A 15197-nucleotide genomic window follows, 5' to 3' on the forward strand; every position below is an offset into this window, starting at 1 on the left:
GTCACCAGGCCTCCAGCGCGCGGGCCTTGAACAGGCGCCCGGTCTCGCGGCGGCGGACCTTGCCGCTGGACGTGCGGGGCAGGCCGCCGGGGCGCAGCAGCACCACGTCGGTGACGCTGAGCTGATGTTCGGTGGCGACCGCACGGCGCACCGCGGCGACCACCGTGGCGGCGAGCGCGGCCCGGTCCGTGGCGGGCGCGGTCGTCGTGAAGACCTGATGGTGCCGCGCCGTCTCGACCGCGACGGCGAGGCAGGCCCGGCCGCCGTCGTCGTAGCCGAACGCCGCGGCCGTGGTGCCGGCCAGGGCCGGGTGGGCGGCCCCGGCGGTCGCCTCGACGTCCTGCGGGTGGATGTTGCGCCCGTCGATGACGACGACGTCGTCCGCGCGGCCGGCGACGACGACGAGGCCGCCGTGGAGCACGCCGAGGTCGCCGGTGCGCAGGAACGGCCCGCGGCCGTCGGCGAGGCGGGCCCCGAAGCGTTCGTCCTCGCGCTGCCAGTAGCCGCGGGCGACGCTGGCGCCGGCGACCCACAGCTCACCGACCCGGCCGGGCGGGCAGTCCAGCCGGGTGTCCGGGTCCACGACGCGAACCTCGATGTTGCCCGGCACCCGCCCGCACGTCACCAGCTCGCGCCGGTCACCGCCGATGCCGCCCGGCCGCACGACACCGTCGCGTTCGAGCGCTTCGACGTCGGCCTCCAGGGTCAGCGGGTCGCCGGGTTCACGGGCGCCGCTGACGTAGACGGTCGCCTCGGCCAGGCCGTAGCACGGCCGCAGCGCCTCGGGACGCAGCCCGGACCCGGCGAACGCGGCGGCGAAGCGGCGCTGCGTGTTGGCGCGCACCGGTTCCGCGCCGTTGAAGAGGTACCGCACGGCGCTCAGGTCCACCTCGTCGCCGCCCGCGCGGTCCAGGCACAACTCGTAGGCGAAGTTCGGCGCCGCGCTGGCCACCGCCCCGTGCTCCGACATCGCCCGCAGCCACAGCGCAGGGCGCAGCAGGAACGCGGCCGGCGGCAGCACGACGGCGCGGCCGCCGCGGTACAGCGCCCACAACGGCGTCAGCAGCCCCAGGTCGTGGAACAGCGGCAGCCACGTCACGGTGGTCAGGCCGGGCCCGGCGCGGCCTTCGAGGTCGGGGGTCGCGCCGTCCATCGCCGCGAAGTTGGCCAGGACGTTGGCGTGGCTGACCATCACGCCCTTCGGGTCGCCGGTGGAGCCCGAGGTGTACTGCAGGAACGCCAGCCGCTCCGGGTCTTCACCGCCGCTGCCGCCGCTGCCGCCGCTGCCGCCGCCGGTGGGCGCGCGCCAGACGTCGGCGAGCGACGGGTCGACGCCGGCCACCGCGATCCACCGGCCGGGCCCGAGGTCCTGCGCCTCCCCGAGGTCGGCCAGCTCCGCGGTCGTGAGCACCCAGTCCGGTTTCGCGTCCCCGGCGATGGACCGCAGCCGCGACCACAACGCGGCTCCGCCGAGGGTCTCGGGGCTGGGCGCCGGCACCGCGACCAGCCCCGCGTAGGCGCAGGCGAAGAACGCCACGAAGAAGTCGGCGCCGCTCGGCAGCACGATCAGCACCCGGTCGCCGTGCCCGGCGCCGTCCTGCAGCACCGCGGCGACCGCCCGCGCCCGCCGGTCCAGCTCGGCGTAGGTGAGCCGGGCCTCCTCCTCGCCGGCCATCCCGAGCGCCACGCACGCGACCTGGTCCCCGCGCTGTGCGGCGTGCCGCGCCAGTACCGCGGCCAGGTCACCGCCCGGCAGACCCGTCCCGACCGGATGCGTGGCGGCGATGCTCTCCTGCACGGACCGCAGCCTAGCCAGCCGCGACTGGCGCGACGCCAGCGTCGGTCAGGCCAGGCGGGCGAGGACCGCGTTCGCCATCGCCTGCTCCCCCGCGGCGTTCGGGTGGAAGGGCGCGGCGGCGTTCTCCGGCACGACCCCCTCGACCCAGCGCACGCTCTTGCCGCGGCACACGTCGTGGCCGATCGACGGCGTGTACGCGTCGGCGTAGCCGGCGCCGTTCTCCGCCGCGGTCCGCGCCAGCATGGCGTTCAGGGACTTCGCCACGGTGCGCAGGTAGGGCACGTCACCGAAGGCGAACGGCACCGTGGGCCAGCAGCCGTAGCCGCTGTCCGGCACGATCACCGGGTAGCCGACGACGACGATGCGGGCGTTCGGCGCCGCGGCGCGCACGGCCTGCACGACGGCGGCGACCTTCGGCGCGGCCGCGGCGATGCGGGCCTGCAACTGGTCGGTGCCGCCGCTGGTGTACCGGTCCCGGCACGGCGTGCCGAAGGGGTTGCCGATCCCGTCCTGGGCGCAGGCCGACACGATGCCGGAGAAGCCGATGTCGTTGCCGCCGATCCCGATGGTGACCAGCGCCGTCGCGGCGGTGACCGCGCTGATCTGGGCCGGGACGGGCAGCCCGAGGGTGCCCTTGCCGGCGTTGAGGATGTCGCCGGTCGTCGCGCCGCCGCAGCTCACGTCGCTGAACGAGGCCGACCCGGCGGCCCGGGCGACGAGCGACGGGTAGTTGCGGTTGGACCGCACGCAGTTGAGGTCAACCTGGTCGGGGATGAGTGGCCCGGACGTGAACGAGTCGCCGAGCGCCACGTACCGGCCGGCGGGCGCGGCGGCGTGGGCGGGGCTGCTCAGCAGCGCCCCGGCGGTGACGGCGACGGCGGTCAGGGCGAGCGCGCGCAGGCGCGGCAGAACGTTGTGCATGGCGGTCCCTCTGGCGGAAGGGATGAAGCGGGGACCAAATTCTGCCAGCGCCAACGACGTTGGTCAATGTCCTGCCACGCCGGCCCGCTCAGCCGTGCAGGGTCGGGCGGTAGATGAGCTCCTGGATGCGGCCGTCGAGGGTCACGCTGGAGACCAGGTCGAGGTCGAAGTCCTCGGCGCCGGCGAAGATCGGGCCGGTGCCGGTCCGGCCGGTGATCACCGGGAACACCGTCACCTGGACGTGATCGACGAGGCTCGCGGCCAGCAGGGCCCGGTTCAGCGACAGGCTGCCGTGCGAGCGCAGCGGCACGGCGGACTCCCGCTTCAGCGCGGCGACGATGTCGACCGCGTCGCCGCTCACGACGGTGGCGTCCGGCCAGTCCAGCGGCGCGGACAGGGTGCTGGACACGACCGTGGCCGGGAGGTGGCGCATCCTGGTGACCCAGGCGTCGTGGACGGACTCCTCGGCACCTGAGGCGAGCAGCTGGGCGAAGGCCCGGTAGGTGTCGGCGCCCAGGATCATGCGCTGCGGTTCGCGGTACTGGGCGAGCCGGTGTTCCAGCAGCTCGGGTCCCTGCTTGCCCCAGTAGCCGCCCCAGTCGCCGGTCGCGGTGCCGAAGCCGTCGAGGCTGGAGAAGATGTCGAAGGTGTAGGTCGTGCTCATAAGGCTCCTCCTGTACGTGTGAGCTCGGTCAGACGGTCCCGCAGGTAGGCCCGTTCGGTCTCGTTGGTGGCCAGCGTCATCGCCTGCTCGTAGGCGGCCGCGGCCGCCGAGGTGCGGCCGAGGCGGGCCAGCAGCTCGGCGCGGGTGGCGGGCAGCCGGTGGTAGCCGGGCAGGTCGACGGCTTCGAGGGCGGCGAGGGCGACCGCCGGTCCGTGCACCTCGGCGACCGCGACCGCCCGGTTCAGCGCGACGACCGGGGTCGGTGCGATGCTCAGCAGCTGGTCGTACAGCGCCAGGACCTGCGTCCAGTCGGTGGCGTCGCCGTCGGTGTGGACCGCGTTGATCGCGGCCTGGATCTGGAACGGGCCGGGCCGGTTGCGGCGCAGGCAGCGGCGGACGAGGTCGTGGCCCTCGCCGATGAGCGTGCGGTCCCACAACGTGCGGTCCTGCCCGCCGAGCGGCACCAGCTCGCCCGAGGCCCCGACGCGGGCCGGGCGGCGCGCCTCGGTCAGCAGCAGCAGGGCGAGCAGGCCGATGACCTCGGGCTCGTCGGGCATGAGGGCGGCGAGCTCGCGGGCGAGCCGGATCGCCTCGGCGCACAGGTCGGTGCGGATCAGCGGCCCGGCGGTCGACGCGTAGCCCTCGTTGAACATCAGGTACAGCACGGTGAGCACCGGCGGGAGCCGGTCCGGCAGCTCGTGCCCGGCGGGCACCCGGTACGGGATGCCGGCGTCGCGGATCTTCTTCTTCGCCCGCACGATCCGCTGGGCGACGGTCGCCTCCGGCACCAGGTAGGCCCGTGCGATCTCGGGCACCTCGAGGCCGCCGAGCAGGCGGAGGGTGAGGGCGGTGCGGGCGTCCGGCGCGAGCGCCGGGTGGCAGCACGTGAAGATGAGCCGCAGCTGGTCGTCCTTCACCGGTCCCACCTCCTGGGGCTCGTCCTGTTGGTGCAGCAGCAGGGCCTGGGCGTGCCTGGCCTCGCGGGTCGACTCGCGGCGGAGCCGGTCGACGGCCCGGTTGCGGGCGGTGGTCACGATCCAGGCGCCCGGGTTCGGCGGCGCCGTCTCCCACTTCTGCAGCGCGGTCGTGAACGCGTCCTGGACGGCCTCCTCGGCGAGGTTGATGTCGCCGAGGAGGCGGGCCAGGGTGGCGACGCAGCGGCCGTACTCCGCGCGGTAGATGTCCGCCAGGTCCATGACTCAGGCTTCGGACATTTCGTCGAACGGGCGGACCTCGACCGGCCCCTGGCACGCCACCGCGCACTTCTCGGCCCATGCCAGGGCCTGGTCCAGGTCGTCGCACTTGATGACCCAGAAGCCGGCGATGTGCTCCTTCGTCTCGGCGAACGGCCCGTCGCTCATCGAGGTCGTGCCGCGCTCGACCCGCACGACGGTCGCGCTGTCCACCGGCAGCAGCCCGCCGCCGAAGACCCAGACGTTCGCGGCCATCATCTCGTCGTTGACCCGGCCGGTGTCGCGGTACACCGCCTGCATGTCCTCGCCGGACAGCGGCTCCTCACCGTCGACGGTGTGCACGGAGAGCAGGTACTGCTTCATGGTGATCCTCCAGGGGTTCGGTGTGGAAGGGACTCAGGCGGCGAGGCGGCGGGCGACGGCGGGGATGACGATCGCGGCGGCGACCAGGTGGGTGAGCATCAGCAGCGCCTTGGTGCCGGGCGCGGCGGCGGCGATCGCGTCCGGCACGAGCGACAGCACCGTCAGCGCCACGGTCGTGCGCACGAACGTGCGCCGCGGGCTCTTGGCGAACCGGGCCATCAGCGCCGCCATACCGACGCCGACCAGCGAGAAGACCGCCGTCAGCACGGCGAACCCGGTGACCGGGATGGGCGCGCCGCTCACGTCGAGGCTGACCCCGGCCGCGCTGCCGGCGGCCGCGACGGCCATGGTGGCGGCGCACGCGGCGGCGGTGGCGGCGACACCGGTGCCGACCAGCGCACCGATGCTCGACGAGGTGGTGCGGGTGGTGTTCACGGTGGTGGTCATCATGCCCTCCAGCGGGTGTCCGGTCCCGGCTTCCGTACCGGGCTCTCACCAGGGCTACGAAAACCGGCCGCCCCGATCGACACCATCGCCGAAGTCATTGCAAAAAACTTTGCCGCCCGGGACATAACGGGCAGGCAACACCATACCGCCGGCGCCTCCCCGGACGGTCAGATCGTGTAGGTGGCGATTGCCGTGCGCAGGCCCGTGGACATCTCGGCGAGCTCGGTGGCGGTGCGCTGGGTCTCCGCGGCACCGGCGGTCACCGCCTCGGCCGTGTCCGCGACCCCGGCGATGCTGGCCGCGATGCTGGTGGCGCTGGCGGCGGTCTCGGCGACGCTGCGGGAGATCTCGGCGGTGACCGCGGTCTGCTGCTCCACGGCGGAGGCGATGGTGGCGGTGTAGTCGTTGACCCGGCCGATGACCTCCGCGATCCGGCCGATCGCGGCGATGGTGCCGTCCGTCTCGTGCTGGATGGCGGTGACCTGGACGGTGATCTGCTCGGTGGCGCGGGCGGTCTCCTGCGCCAGGTCCTTCACCTCGCCGGCGACGACGGCGAAGCCCTTGCCCGCGTCGCCGGCGCGGGCCGCCTCGATGGTCGCGTTGAGCGCGAGCAGGTTGGTCTGCTCGGCGATCGAGGTGATGAGCTTGACCACGGAGCCGATCTGCGCCGAGGAGGCGCCGAGGTTCTGCACGGACTGCTGCGCCCGGCCGGTGATGTCGGCGGCGTCCGCGGCGACCCGGGACGCCTCCGTGGCGTTCGAGGTGATCTCCCGGATGGCGGCGCCCATCTGCTCCGCGCCGGTGGCGACGGTGGCGACGTTGCCGGAGACGTGCTGCGCCTCGCCCGAGACGGCGACGGCCTGCCGGGACGACGTCTGCGCCGACCCCGACAGGTCGGCGGCGACGGTGGACATCTGCGTGGAGGTGTCGGCGAGCAGATGGGCGCTGTCGCGGACCCGGCGGACCGTCTCGCCGACGGCGGCCGCGGTGGCGTTGAGCGTGTCGGCGAGCTCGCCGAGGTCGTCGCGGGTGCCGACGTCGGCGCGGGCGGTCAGGTCGCCCGCGCCGATGCGGCGCAACGCGGCCATGCACCGGTTCAGCGCCGTGGAGATCAGCCGCGCCAGACCGACGGCGAGGAGCACGCCGAAGAGCAGCGTGGCGACCAGCACCGCGGCGACGACCCGCAGGGTCTCGCGGTAGGCGGTGTCCGCCTGCTCCTGTTGCGCCTGCGCGCCGGCCACCGCCTCGGTGGTCAGGGTGTCCAGCGCGGCGGAGAACTCCCGCACCAGCGGGGCGATCTTCGACGTACGGACGGCCTCTATCCCGGCCAGGTCCCTCCGGGCGGCGAGGGGCTCCAGGTCGTCGCGGAGGACCGTCAGGTAGCTCGCCCAGGCGGTGCCGAACGTGTCGAGGGCCTGCTGCGCGGCCGCGGTCAGCTGATGGCCGCGCAGCGCGGTCCCGGCGTCGGCGACGGCCTGCGCGGTGGTGGCGATCGCCTGGGTCTTCGCGGCGATCGTCGTCGGGTTCTGCGACAGGAACAGGTCCAGCGAGTTGATCCTCGCCCGGTACACCGCGTCCCGCAGCTCGCTCACCGCCTCCACCTGGCGGGTGTGCCCGGCCACGACCCCGACCCGGTCGTTGGTGGCCGCCAGCTCGTCCACGGCGAACATGCCGTCGACCGCGCTCAGCCCGGCGACGATCGCCACGGCGGCGAGAATCTTGGTCCGGATCCGCCGGTCGGCGATCCATCGCCACAAGCCCCGCCGCCGCCCCGCTGTCGTCTGCACCGTCACCGCGCCTGCCCTCCGTACCCACGCCGCAGCACTGCACCTCAACCGCACCTATCGGTAGACCGACCGGCACCTTGAGCCTGGACGGCCGCCGACGGTCCGAACGGGTGTTGACGGGCAAGGACGGATCTGCAACCTTGAACGTCGCGAGTGCAAGAAGTCGGCAAAGTTATGCACCGATTGCGCTTTCGTTTCTGCAATTTCATGGCAGCCGGTCCGGAGGTTGTACGCATGGAGGCACTGGCCGAGCGGGTCGTGGTGCGGTTCGACGGCGGCGGCGCAGGCGAGGGCCCGCTGTCCTGGGGGCAGGCGGAGAACTGGGCCGCCATCCTGCGGCAGAAGACCTGGCTGCCCCTCGGCGGTGTCCAGCCGCTCGCCGCCGGCACCACCGTCGAGCGGGTCGCGGGTGAGCTGCGGTACCTGCTGAGCCGGTTCCCGTCGCTGCGCACCCGGCTGCGACTGCCCGACGGTGCCCCACCGGTCCAGGTGGTGGCCGGCTCCGGCGAGACCGTCCTCGAGGTGTTCGACGCCGGCGACGAGGACGGCGCCGCGCTCGCCCAGCGGGTGTACGAGCGGTACCGCGACACCGACCTCGACTTCACCGCGGGGTGGCCGATCCGGATGGCCGCCGTCCGCAGCCGCGGCGAGCTCACCCACCTGGTCGCGCTGCTGAGCCACTTCGCCCTCGACGCCACCGGCGCCGCGGTCATGCTCGCCGACGTCGCCGTCCTCAACCCGGCGCCGGTCACCGGGCAGCAGCCGCTGGACCAGGCGGCGTGGCAGCGCTCCGCCGCCGGCCAGCGGCACAACGCCGCCGCCATGCGGCACTGGGAGCGCGTGCTGCGCGCCGTGGGACCCCGCCGCTTCGGCGACCCGGCCGAGCGCACCGGGCCGCGGTACTGGCAGGGCGAGTTCACCTCACCGGACCTGCGCCGCGGCCTGCACGCGATCGTGCGCCGCACCGGCGTCGACTCGTCCACCGTCATGATCGCCCTGTACGGCGCCTCGCTCGCGGCGGTGAGCGGCAACGACCCGGTCGCGATCCGGCTCACGGTGAGCAACCGCTTCCGCTCGGGCCTGTCCGATGTGGTCTGCACCCTCGTACAGGCCGGGCTGCTGATGCTGGAGACCGGCGGCACGTCGTTCGACGAGCTGCTGGAGCACACCAAACGGCAGTCACTGCCGGCGTTCAAGTACGCCTACTTCGACCCCGACGAGGCTGCCGCGCTGCTGCGCCGGGTGGCCCGCGAGCGCGGCACCGACATCGAGCTCGGCTGCTTCTACAACGACCGCCGCGGCGCCGACCGGGAGCAGGAGCTCGCCGCGCCCGCCGACCCGTCGGCGGCGGCCGGGCTGCGCTGGGTCCTCCAGCAGGACGCGCCGGCGACCGAGCCGTTGTTCGTCCACGTCGACGACGCGCCCGGCACGATGCGCATCACCGTCCAGGTCGACACCGACTACGTCTCCCCGGCCGACGCCGAGGCCCTGCTGCGCCGCATGGAGTCGCTGGCCCTCGCCGCGGCCGGCGACGCATAGACATCCGTACCGAACTCTTGCCCAAATGCATTGACGTTGCCCGATGGGCAGCTTCTATCGTGGTGGGACTCCCTGCCCAGCTGGCGGCCGCGGCGGGTCGGCCTCCAGCACGGTGGGAGAAGACCATGGCAATGCGAGCACGGCTACTGGTGGGCGCCGCGACCGTCGTCGGACTGCTGACGGCGGGCGCCCCGAGCCCGGCGAGCGCGGCGATCCCGGCGCCGCCCGCGGGTTTCACCCAGTTGTGGAGCACCGACTTCGACGGCCCGGCCGGCACGGGCGTCGACGGTGCCTGGCAGTACGACACCGGACCGGGCAGCAGCTTCGGCACCGGCGAGATCGAGACCATGACCAGCAGCACGCAGAACGTGCACCGCGACGGCACCAACCACTTCACCGTCACCGCCAACCAGGTGCCCGCGGCGACCTGGGCGAACGCGGTGCACCACCCGTTCTTCATCATCCTGAACCTCGCCATCGGCGGCGGCTTCCCCGGCGCCTTCGGCGGCGGGCCGAACGCCGCCACGGAAGGCGGGCACGCCATGAAGGTCGACTACGTCGCCGTCTACCGGAAGTAGGCCCACGATGTCACTGCTGACCCGCGTCACCACCACGCTCGTCGCCGCCGGCCTGCTCCTCGGTGTCCCCGTGCCCGCCGCGGCGGCCGACTTCTGGGGGCCGACGACCGGCATTCCCGTGTCGAGCCGCGTCATGACGTTCAAGGTGCTCAACCGCACCAACGGCCAGTACCCCGACAGCAAGGTGTTCTGGACGTTCAACGGCCAGACCCGCTCCATCGCCCAGCAGCAGTTCGTCGACGTCCCGGTGATCAGCGCGGCCAGGATGTACTTCCACCTCGGCACCCCGGACAGCCAGTACTCCGACTTCATCGAGCTCAACACCACGGCCGCGTGGATCGGGGTCAACACCACCCGGGTCGACGGCTTCGGCCTGAAGCTCGCCCTGCGGGTGCACACCAAGGGCGGCCAGGAGGCGACGGTCGGCGAGACCCAGGCCGTGTTCGGGCAGACCCGCGACGCCACCTTCCAGGAGTTCGCCGCCGCCATGCCGGCCCAGTTCAAGCACCTCGCCCAGGCGCCCTACCGGATCATCGCGCCGAGCCGGTCGGCCGCGTTCGCACCCGGCGGCCAGTACCAGAACTACTTCAAGGCCTACACGTCGTCGCTGGGCCACAACGTCTCCACGAGCGACGTCTTCGGCTGCGCCGGCTCCCTGGCGTCGAACGCGGCCCTGTGCGGCGCGCTCAACCGGCACGTCGCCCAGCTCCCGCAGGCCCAGTGGGGCGACGTCAGCAGGTTCTACCAGAGCGCCCCGGCCAACTACTACGCCCGCTTCTGGCACAACCACGCCGTCGGCGGCAAGGCCTACGGTTTCCCGTACGACGACGCGGCCGACCAGTCCAGCTTCATCGCGCTGAACAACCCGCAGTACATGCTGATCGCCGTCGGCTGGTAGCCCTCAGCCGACCTGGTAGGTCAACGTCAGGTGGTTGTTGTTCTCGTCGTACTCGGTCCACCGGTAGCTGTCCGCGTAGATCGAGAACGAGTAGGTCCCGGGGACGGCCGGCGCACGGTACACGATGGTGAACTGGCCGGTCGCCCCCGACGGGATCGTGTCGGTGCCGCAGTTCAGGCCGTTGCCCGAGGCCGCCCCGCACGGGAAGGCGGGGCCGCCGTCGTGGTAGTCGGCGAGCGGGCGCTCGTCCACCGAGTTCGGCCGCACGACGACCCACACCGGGCCGGAGGCGGGGCCGATGCCCGGCATGGGCGGGGTGGTGGGGGTGCCGGTGCGCCAGCCCGTGTTCGTCACCCGCAGCGTGATCGTGTGGGTGCCGCCGGGGATGACCGTGATCGGCGCGGTCCATCCCGCGACGGTGATGTCCGCCTGGTACCGCACGCAGTTCGAGCCGCACGGGGCGGCCGACGCGGGAGCGGCGGGCAGCACCGCCGCGGTGAGCGCGACGCAGGCGGGGAGGAGGTGCCGGAGCCATCTGGACACGCCCCGACGATAGGGTCTCCGGACGGCCGCGGGGCTGTCGGATTTCGGCGGCTACAGCAGCCAGACCGACACCCGCTCGCGGTGGCAGGCCAGCAGCCTGGCGGTGGCGAGGCACTTCGGCGGCGCCGGCCAGTGCTCCGCGCGGCCCAGCACCGACACCGCGCCGGTGGCCAGGTCCATCCGGCCGACCAGTGAGCCGCCGGGGTTGCGGTCGGTGACCAGGGCGGCGTGACCCGGCAGGGCGGCGACGACGTCCCACGCGCCGAAGCGGCGCACGACCCGGCCCGTCGCCGCGTCCAGCACCACGGGGCCGAGCGTCGGGTCGGCCGCGTTGGGGGTCGGCTCGGTCGCCCACATGTGGCCGGCGTCGAACGGGCCGAGATCCGTCCAGCCAGACACGCTCCACCGCGCGTCGCCGGTGTCGGGGTCCACGACCGTGGTCCGGCCGACGCTGCCGGTGCACAGCAGGGTCCCGCACCACCACAGGCCGCCGGACGCCGCCATGTCGGTGTGCTGCCACAGCCGGCGGCCGGTCGTCAGGTCGAACACGGCGGTGTCCAGCAGTGTGCTGCGCTCGAAGCGGTACACGAGCAGCCGGTCGCCGGAGATGTCGAAGCCGTCGACCGCGCCGAGGGTGGGCAGGTCGACGGTGCGCTCGACCGTGCCCGTGCCGGCGTCGCGGATGAGCAGCGGGCCGCCGGGGTCGAGGTCGGCGATCACGGGCCGGTCGCCGGCGGCCGGCAGCACGCGGCGGACCGAGGGCGTGCCGAGCTCCCATCGCACCGTGCCCGTGGCGATGTCGAGGCCCAGCAGGCGCCCGTCGATCGCCCGGTCGGCGCGGGCGATCAGCACTCCCGGCGGGCCCTCGCCGGACGGGAGAGACGGCGAGTAGCCGTCGCGCCGCCAGACCTCGGCGCCGCTGGCGGCGTCCAGCCCGACGAGAGCGACGGTGCCGGTTGCCGGCGCCTTCGCAGACACCACCACCCGGCCGTGCGACGCGGCGAGCAGCTGCGCGCCGGGCTCGACCGGGACGCTCCACCGGCGGGCGCCGCCCGGCATCCGGTACGCCGCCACGGCCGTGCGCATGAGCAGGACCAGCGTGTCGCCGTCGGCCCGCAGCTCGCCGATCCCGTCGCCGGCCAGCACGACCGACGGCGACGGCGGCAGCGCCGGGCCGCCGACGGGCAGCAGGAGCAGGACCAGCAGCCCCGGCAGCCACCAGCGCCGGCGGGCCCGCCGCACCCGCGCCGGTGCCGGCCCGCTTGGGCCGCCCGGGCCGCCCAGGTCGAGGTCGATCACCTCATCAGTGTCACGCACGGCCCGGCGCAGGGGTACCGCCCGGCGCAGGGACCCCGCCGGGCGTGGCCCGCATGGCATGATCGGCTACGGGAAACATCGACGGGAGGAGTTGTTTTGCTGAGGAACAAACGGATGCTGCGTGGTGTCGCGACGGTGGCCGGCGTGCTGGTGCTGACCGTCATCGGGTTCGCCGCGCCAGCGAGCGCGGCGACCATGGTGGAGTACGCCGCGAGCATGGTCGAATACGCGATCGTCTTCTGATCGCCCGGCGGCGGCCCGCCCGGCAGGTGCCGCGGCGGGCCGCCGTCACCGGGGTCCACGGGGACCCGGCCGGGGAACCGGCCAGGTCACAGGAGTTGTTTGAGCAGGCCGGAAAACTCGTTCAGTTCGTCGAGCTGTGGCGCGCTCAGCGGCTGTTCGTCGAAGTGCGCGATCTGGTTGCGGATCATTCTCACCCTGTCCAGCTGCGCCACGAACTGCGCCCGGTCGACCCCGCCCCAGCCGAGCGCCGCCCAGTTCACGTCGGCATGCAGGCGCAGTTTCGCGCTCGGCTGCTCACCACTGAGCAGCTTGACGTACTCACCGAACATCAGTTTTGAGAAGTCTCCCGAGTGCGTCGGGCCTTTCAACGCCTGGACTGGCGCACCGGTCAGCTTCGGCGCGAGGCAAAGCCGGAGCCGGTACTCGATCTCGCCCACGAGGAAGTACGGCAGGGCCAGGTCGTGGAACCGTCCGGTGATGTCGGCGCCGGTGATGATCCCGACGAAGGTGCCATTGTTGTCGCGCACCAGCAGGTAGCCGCACCGACGGAGTTCCGGCAGGTGGGTGAACAGCTCTTGATGCACCTCGGCGAGAGGGATCGCATCGCAGACCATCGAATTGCTGAGCGTCGGCGCCTCGCCCTTCTCGTAACGGGCGGCGATCGAACTCCAGGTGATAACGCCTTTGAGCTCGGACAGACCGTCGATGACCGGCAGTTGCGAGTAGTTCTTCTGGCGCATCGCGTGAGTGGCGGCAGTGAGCGATGCCGTGGACGGAACCGAGTCGACACCCTTACGCGCCGAGGGAATATCACCGATCTTGAACGACTGCTGGGGCAGCGTGCCGGACCAGACCTCCTCTTCCGGCTCGTCTTCCACCGCAGGCGCCGGATGCTGCGCGACGACCAGCATGTCGGTCGTAAGGCCACAGGTGGTAAAAGAAGGACGCGTGTCGAGCCCAACTTCCTGCAGCGCCGCCTGAATCACCGGCACTGTCTGGTAGTTGCGGACCCGCACACCGAACATCGCGAGCAGGCCGGGAACGCGCAACGTTTGGCCCCTCAGCGTCAGGAGTTCCTCGCGACTGGGGCGCCTCGTACCGGTCACGCTCACCGGTCCGACTCGTCGCGGAAGACGGTGCGCTTGCCCATGGCGTCGTTGACCAGTTCGACCAGTCGTGCGGACCGGTCGGCATAGAAGGCGTCGAAGTCGTCCTCGCGCAGGGTTGCCGGGCTCATCACGTGGGTGGCGACCACGTCATCGAACCATTCCGATCGTGTACCGGTCTCCCGGGCAAGCATTTGCAGGTATGCCGAAGGCGAGCCATTCAGACTCTTGCTCGCCCGGTACGACAGCGGCGTCTTGTTGACGATCGAGTTGCCGCGGCTGTCGTTGGAGGTGTGTCGGGCCAGCCACGCCTTCGGAAACACCTGCCGAATGTCGACACCGTGCTGCAACAGCGCACCAGCGGTGAGCGGTCCTTCGCTGTGGTACCAGTCGACCGCGCCCTGTTTGACGAGCAGCGCGTAGATGCCTTTGTAGGCAGCGCTGTTGCGTGTGGTCAGGGTGTCCAGCCGATCTGCTAGGAAGGCCGCCTCCGTGATGGTGTCTGGCACAACGCGCGGATCTCCTGCGGCCCTGGCGACGAGTTGCTCGACGTCGCGAGTGAAGCGACTCTCGGTGGCACCGCCATACATCTCTCCCAGCACTCCGCACCAGTACCACCGCGTAATGAGGTCGCGAATGCCCGGCTCGTCCGTCCGCTCGCCTAGGATGGCACGCACTGCGGCCATGGGGACGAGCTGCGTGCGGTACGGCAGGTCGGTCTGGCGCACAATGCACTGTTCGCCGAGGAAGGCCCCGACCCACTCGAGCGCACTCGCAACTCGCGGCGCGATGCGGATGAAGTCCCGCAACGGCAAGTTCAGAAGATCGCGCCGCTTGCAAGAGACACCCATGGTCAGCTTGTCCCGCTTGCGCTCAAAGGTGTTGACGAGCGTGACGGCCTGCAGAAAATCACTGCTGCTCAGGCCGTCCTCAATCCCCTGCTCGATTCGTCCGAACACGGGGTACGACGTGGCTAGCCCTTTCTTGATGTCCTGCCACGCGTCCGGCAACCGATAGTAGTCGCCATGGACCGACTCGTACTCGTGGTCACCCGCATACGTAGCGGTCAACAGTTCGAACACGTTCAGAGGCACGCCGCCGGTGTTCACCCGCTCAAACACGGAACACACCGCGTCCTTGGTTGTCGAGGCGGCAAGCTTGATCATCGGAATCTGGAATGCCTGGATGTTATGCAGGATCAGTTGGTCGAACCGAGCCCACAGGCCCCAGTTGGCGTCGTCCATCAGGACGAACTCCCGCTGCCAGGCTGTCACTCGGTCACTGTCGAAGACGATGCTGAGCGGAAAGTGTTTCGCCTGGCACTCCAGCGTCCGGCTACGGAGGTCCAGGTGTTGCCGGCGGTTGAAGTTCGATCGCAGGAGCCGCTCCTTTGGCACCGAGACGATCGCTTCGTCCCGGTCCGGCGACGAGCCGACGGCCTTCGGGATGTCAACATAGTACCAACGCTCGAGTTCCTTGTTGCGTTCGTCGACGGTCCGCACCGGCTGGTCGAGGTGCAGCGCCTGGAAGAGCGAGGTCAGCCGTTGCTGGCCGTCCAACAGCAGAAGGTCGGGGGTAATGGACCGACCGGACTCGGCGCCGGTCAGCGTACGCGGCCGGAACGGCTTCCTGCCGCCGGTCTCAAGCGTCATGACGACGCCGAGTGGATAGTCAAGCGTGACCGTCGCGATGAGCTCACGGATCCGCTGGTCGTCCCACTTCCATTCGCGTTGGAAGTCCGGCAGTTGCAGCACTCCGGACTCGATGTCTTCCAACACTTTCTGCAACTTGGGACTGTCA

At 71.8% G+C, this 15197-nt stretch carries 15 protein-coding genes; 4 read left to right on the plus strand and 11 right to left on the minus strand.

Annotated elements, in window-relative coordinates:
* Position 1: 1 nt before the first annotated feature.
* The 7 genes from ACZ6TV_RS51495 to ACZ6TV_RS51525 all read right to left on the minus strand — a co-directional run bounded on the left by ACZ6TV_RS51495 (position 2) and on the right by ACZ6TV_RS51525 (position 7143).
* Positions 2–1798 carry a fatty acyl-AMP ligase gene (locus ACZ6TV_RS51495; RefSeq protein ID WP_465308404.1) on the minus strand — a complete coding sequence of 599 codons (1797 nt, stop codon included), beginning with the start codon at positions 1796–1798 and terminating at the stop codon, positions 2–4.
* A 45-nt stretch (positions 1799–1843) separates the two neighbouring features.
* On the minus strand, positions 1844–2719 hold the full coding sequence (locus ACZ6TV_RS51500) for an SGNH/GDSL hydrolase family protein (protein WP_465308406.1): 876 nt from the start codon (positions 2717–2719) through the stop codon (positions 1844–1846).
* Positions 2720–2807: 88 nt separating this feature from the next.
* On the minus strand, positions 2808–3383 hold the full coding sequence (locus ACZ6TV_RS51505; RefSeq protein WP_465308408.1) for a dihydrofolate reductase family protein: 576 nt from the start codon (positions 3381–3383) through the stop codon (positions 2808–2810).
* A complete protein-coding gene (locus ACZ6TV_RS51510; protein ID WP_465308410.1) occupies positions 3380–4579 on the minus strand; it encodes an RNA polymerase sigma factor in 1200 nt (399 codons plus the stop codon). Before ACZ6TV_RS51510 ends, ACZ6TV_RS51505 begins: the two co-directional genes overlap by 4 nt.
* 3 nt (positions 4580–4582) lie before the next feature.
* Positions 4583–4939 carry a YciI family protein gene (locus ACZ6TV_RS51515; RefSeq protein WP_465308412.1) on the minus strand — a complete coding sequence of 119 codons (357 nt, stop codon included), beginning with the start codon at positions 4937–4939 and terminating at the stop codon, positions 4583–4585.
* Between the two features lie 33 nt (positions 4940–4972).
* Complete coding sequence (locus ACZ6TV_RS51520) at positions 4973–5386, minus strand: DUF6069 family protein (RefSeq protein WP_465308414.1); 414 nt, start codon at positions 5384–5386, stop codon at positions 4973–4975.
* Between the two features lie 167 nt (positions 5387–5553).
* A complete protein-coding gene (locus tag ACZ6TV_RS51525; RefSeq protein ID WP_465308416.1) occupies positions 5554–7143 on the minus strand; it encodes a methyl-accepting chemotaxis protein in 1590 nt (529 codons plus the stop codon).
* A gap of 264 nt (positions 7144–7407) precedes the next feature.
* Between ACZ6TV_RS51525 and ACZ6TV_RS51530 the strand changes: the two genes are divergently transcribed.
* The 3 genes from ACZ6TV_RS51530 to ACZ6TV_RS51540 all read left to right on the plus strand — a co-directional run bounded on the left by ACZ6TV_RS51530 (position 7408) and on the right by ACZ6TV_RS51540 (position 10188).
* Entirely contained in the window at positions 7408–8712 is a 1305-nt protein-coding gene (locus tag ACZ6TV_RS51530) for a condensation domain-containing protein (protein ID WP_465308418.1), read from the plus strand.
* Between the two features lie 125 nt (positions 8713–8837).
* Positions 8838–9290, plus strand: coding sequence for a hypothetical protein (locus ACZ6TV_RS51535; protein WP_465308420.1), 453 nt, complete (start codon positions 8838–8840; stop codon positions 9288–9290).
* Between the two features lie 7 nt (positions 9291–9297).
* Entirely contained in the window at positions 9298–10188 is an 891-nt protein-coding gene (locus ACZ6TV_RS51540; protein WP_465308422.1) for a glycoside hydrolase family 64 protein, read from the plus strand.
* Positions 10189–10191: 3 nt separating this feature from the next.
* Here ACZ6TV_RS51540 and ACZ6TV_RS51545 read toward each other — a convergent pair whose 3' ends face one another.
* A complete protein-coding gene (locus tag ACZ6TV_RS51545; RefSeq protein ID WP_465308424.1) occupies positions 10192–10731 on the minus strand; it encodes a hypothetical protein in 540 nt (179 codons plus the stop codon).
* Between the two features lie 51 nt (positions 10732–10782).
* Positions 10783–12030 (minus strand): outer membrane protein assembly factor BamB family protein, encoded by a 1248-nt coding sequence (locus ACZ6TV_RS51550; RefSeq protein WP_465308426.1) that lies wholly within the window; start codon positions 12028–12030, stop codon positions 10783–10785.
* Positions 12031–12162: 132 nt separating this feature from the next.
* On the opposite strand from ACZ6TV_RS51550, the gene ACZ6TV_RS51555 reads away from it, so the two are divergent.
* The gene (locus ACZ6TV_RS51555) at positions 12163–12291 is read left to right on the plus strand and encodes a hypothetical protein (protein ID WP_465308428.1); all 129 of its coding nucleotides are present in this window, start codon (positions 12163–12165) and stop codon (positions 12289–12291) included.
* An 86-nt stretch (positions 12292–12377) separates the two neighbouring features.
* Here ACZ6TV_RS51555 and ACZ6TV_RS51560 read toward each other — a convergent pair whose 3' ends face one another.
* Both ACZ6TV_RS51560 and ACZ6TV_RS51565 read right to left on the minus strand, forming a co-directional pair.
* On the minus strand, positions 12378–13403 hold the full coding sequence (locus tag ACZ6TV_RS51560) for a CBS domain-containing protein (RefSeq protein ID WP_465308430.1): 1026 nt from the start codon (positions 13401–13403) through the stop codon (positions 12378–12380).
* Entirely contained in the window at positions 13400–15175 is a 1776-nt protein-coding gene (locus ACZ6TV_RS51565) for a GmrSD restriction endonuclease domain-containing protein (RefSeq protein ID WP_465308454.1), read from the minus strand. Before ACZ6TV_RS51565 ends, ACZ6TV_RS51560 begins: the two co-directional genes overlap by 4 nt.
* Positions 15176–15197: the final 22 nt, after the last annotated feature.

The sequence above is a fragment of the Dactylosporangium sp. NPDC051087 genome (assembly GCF_055586325.1).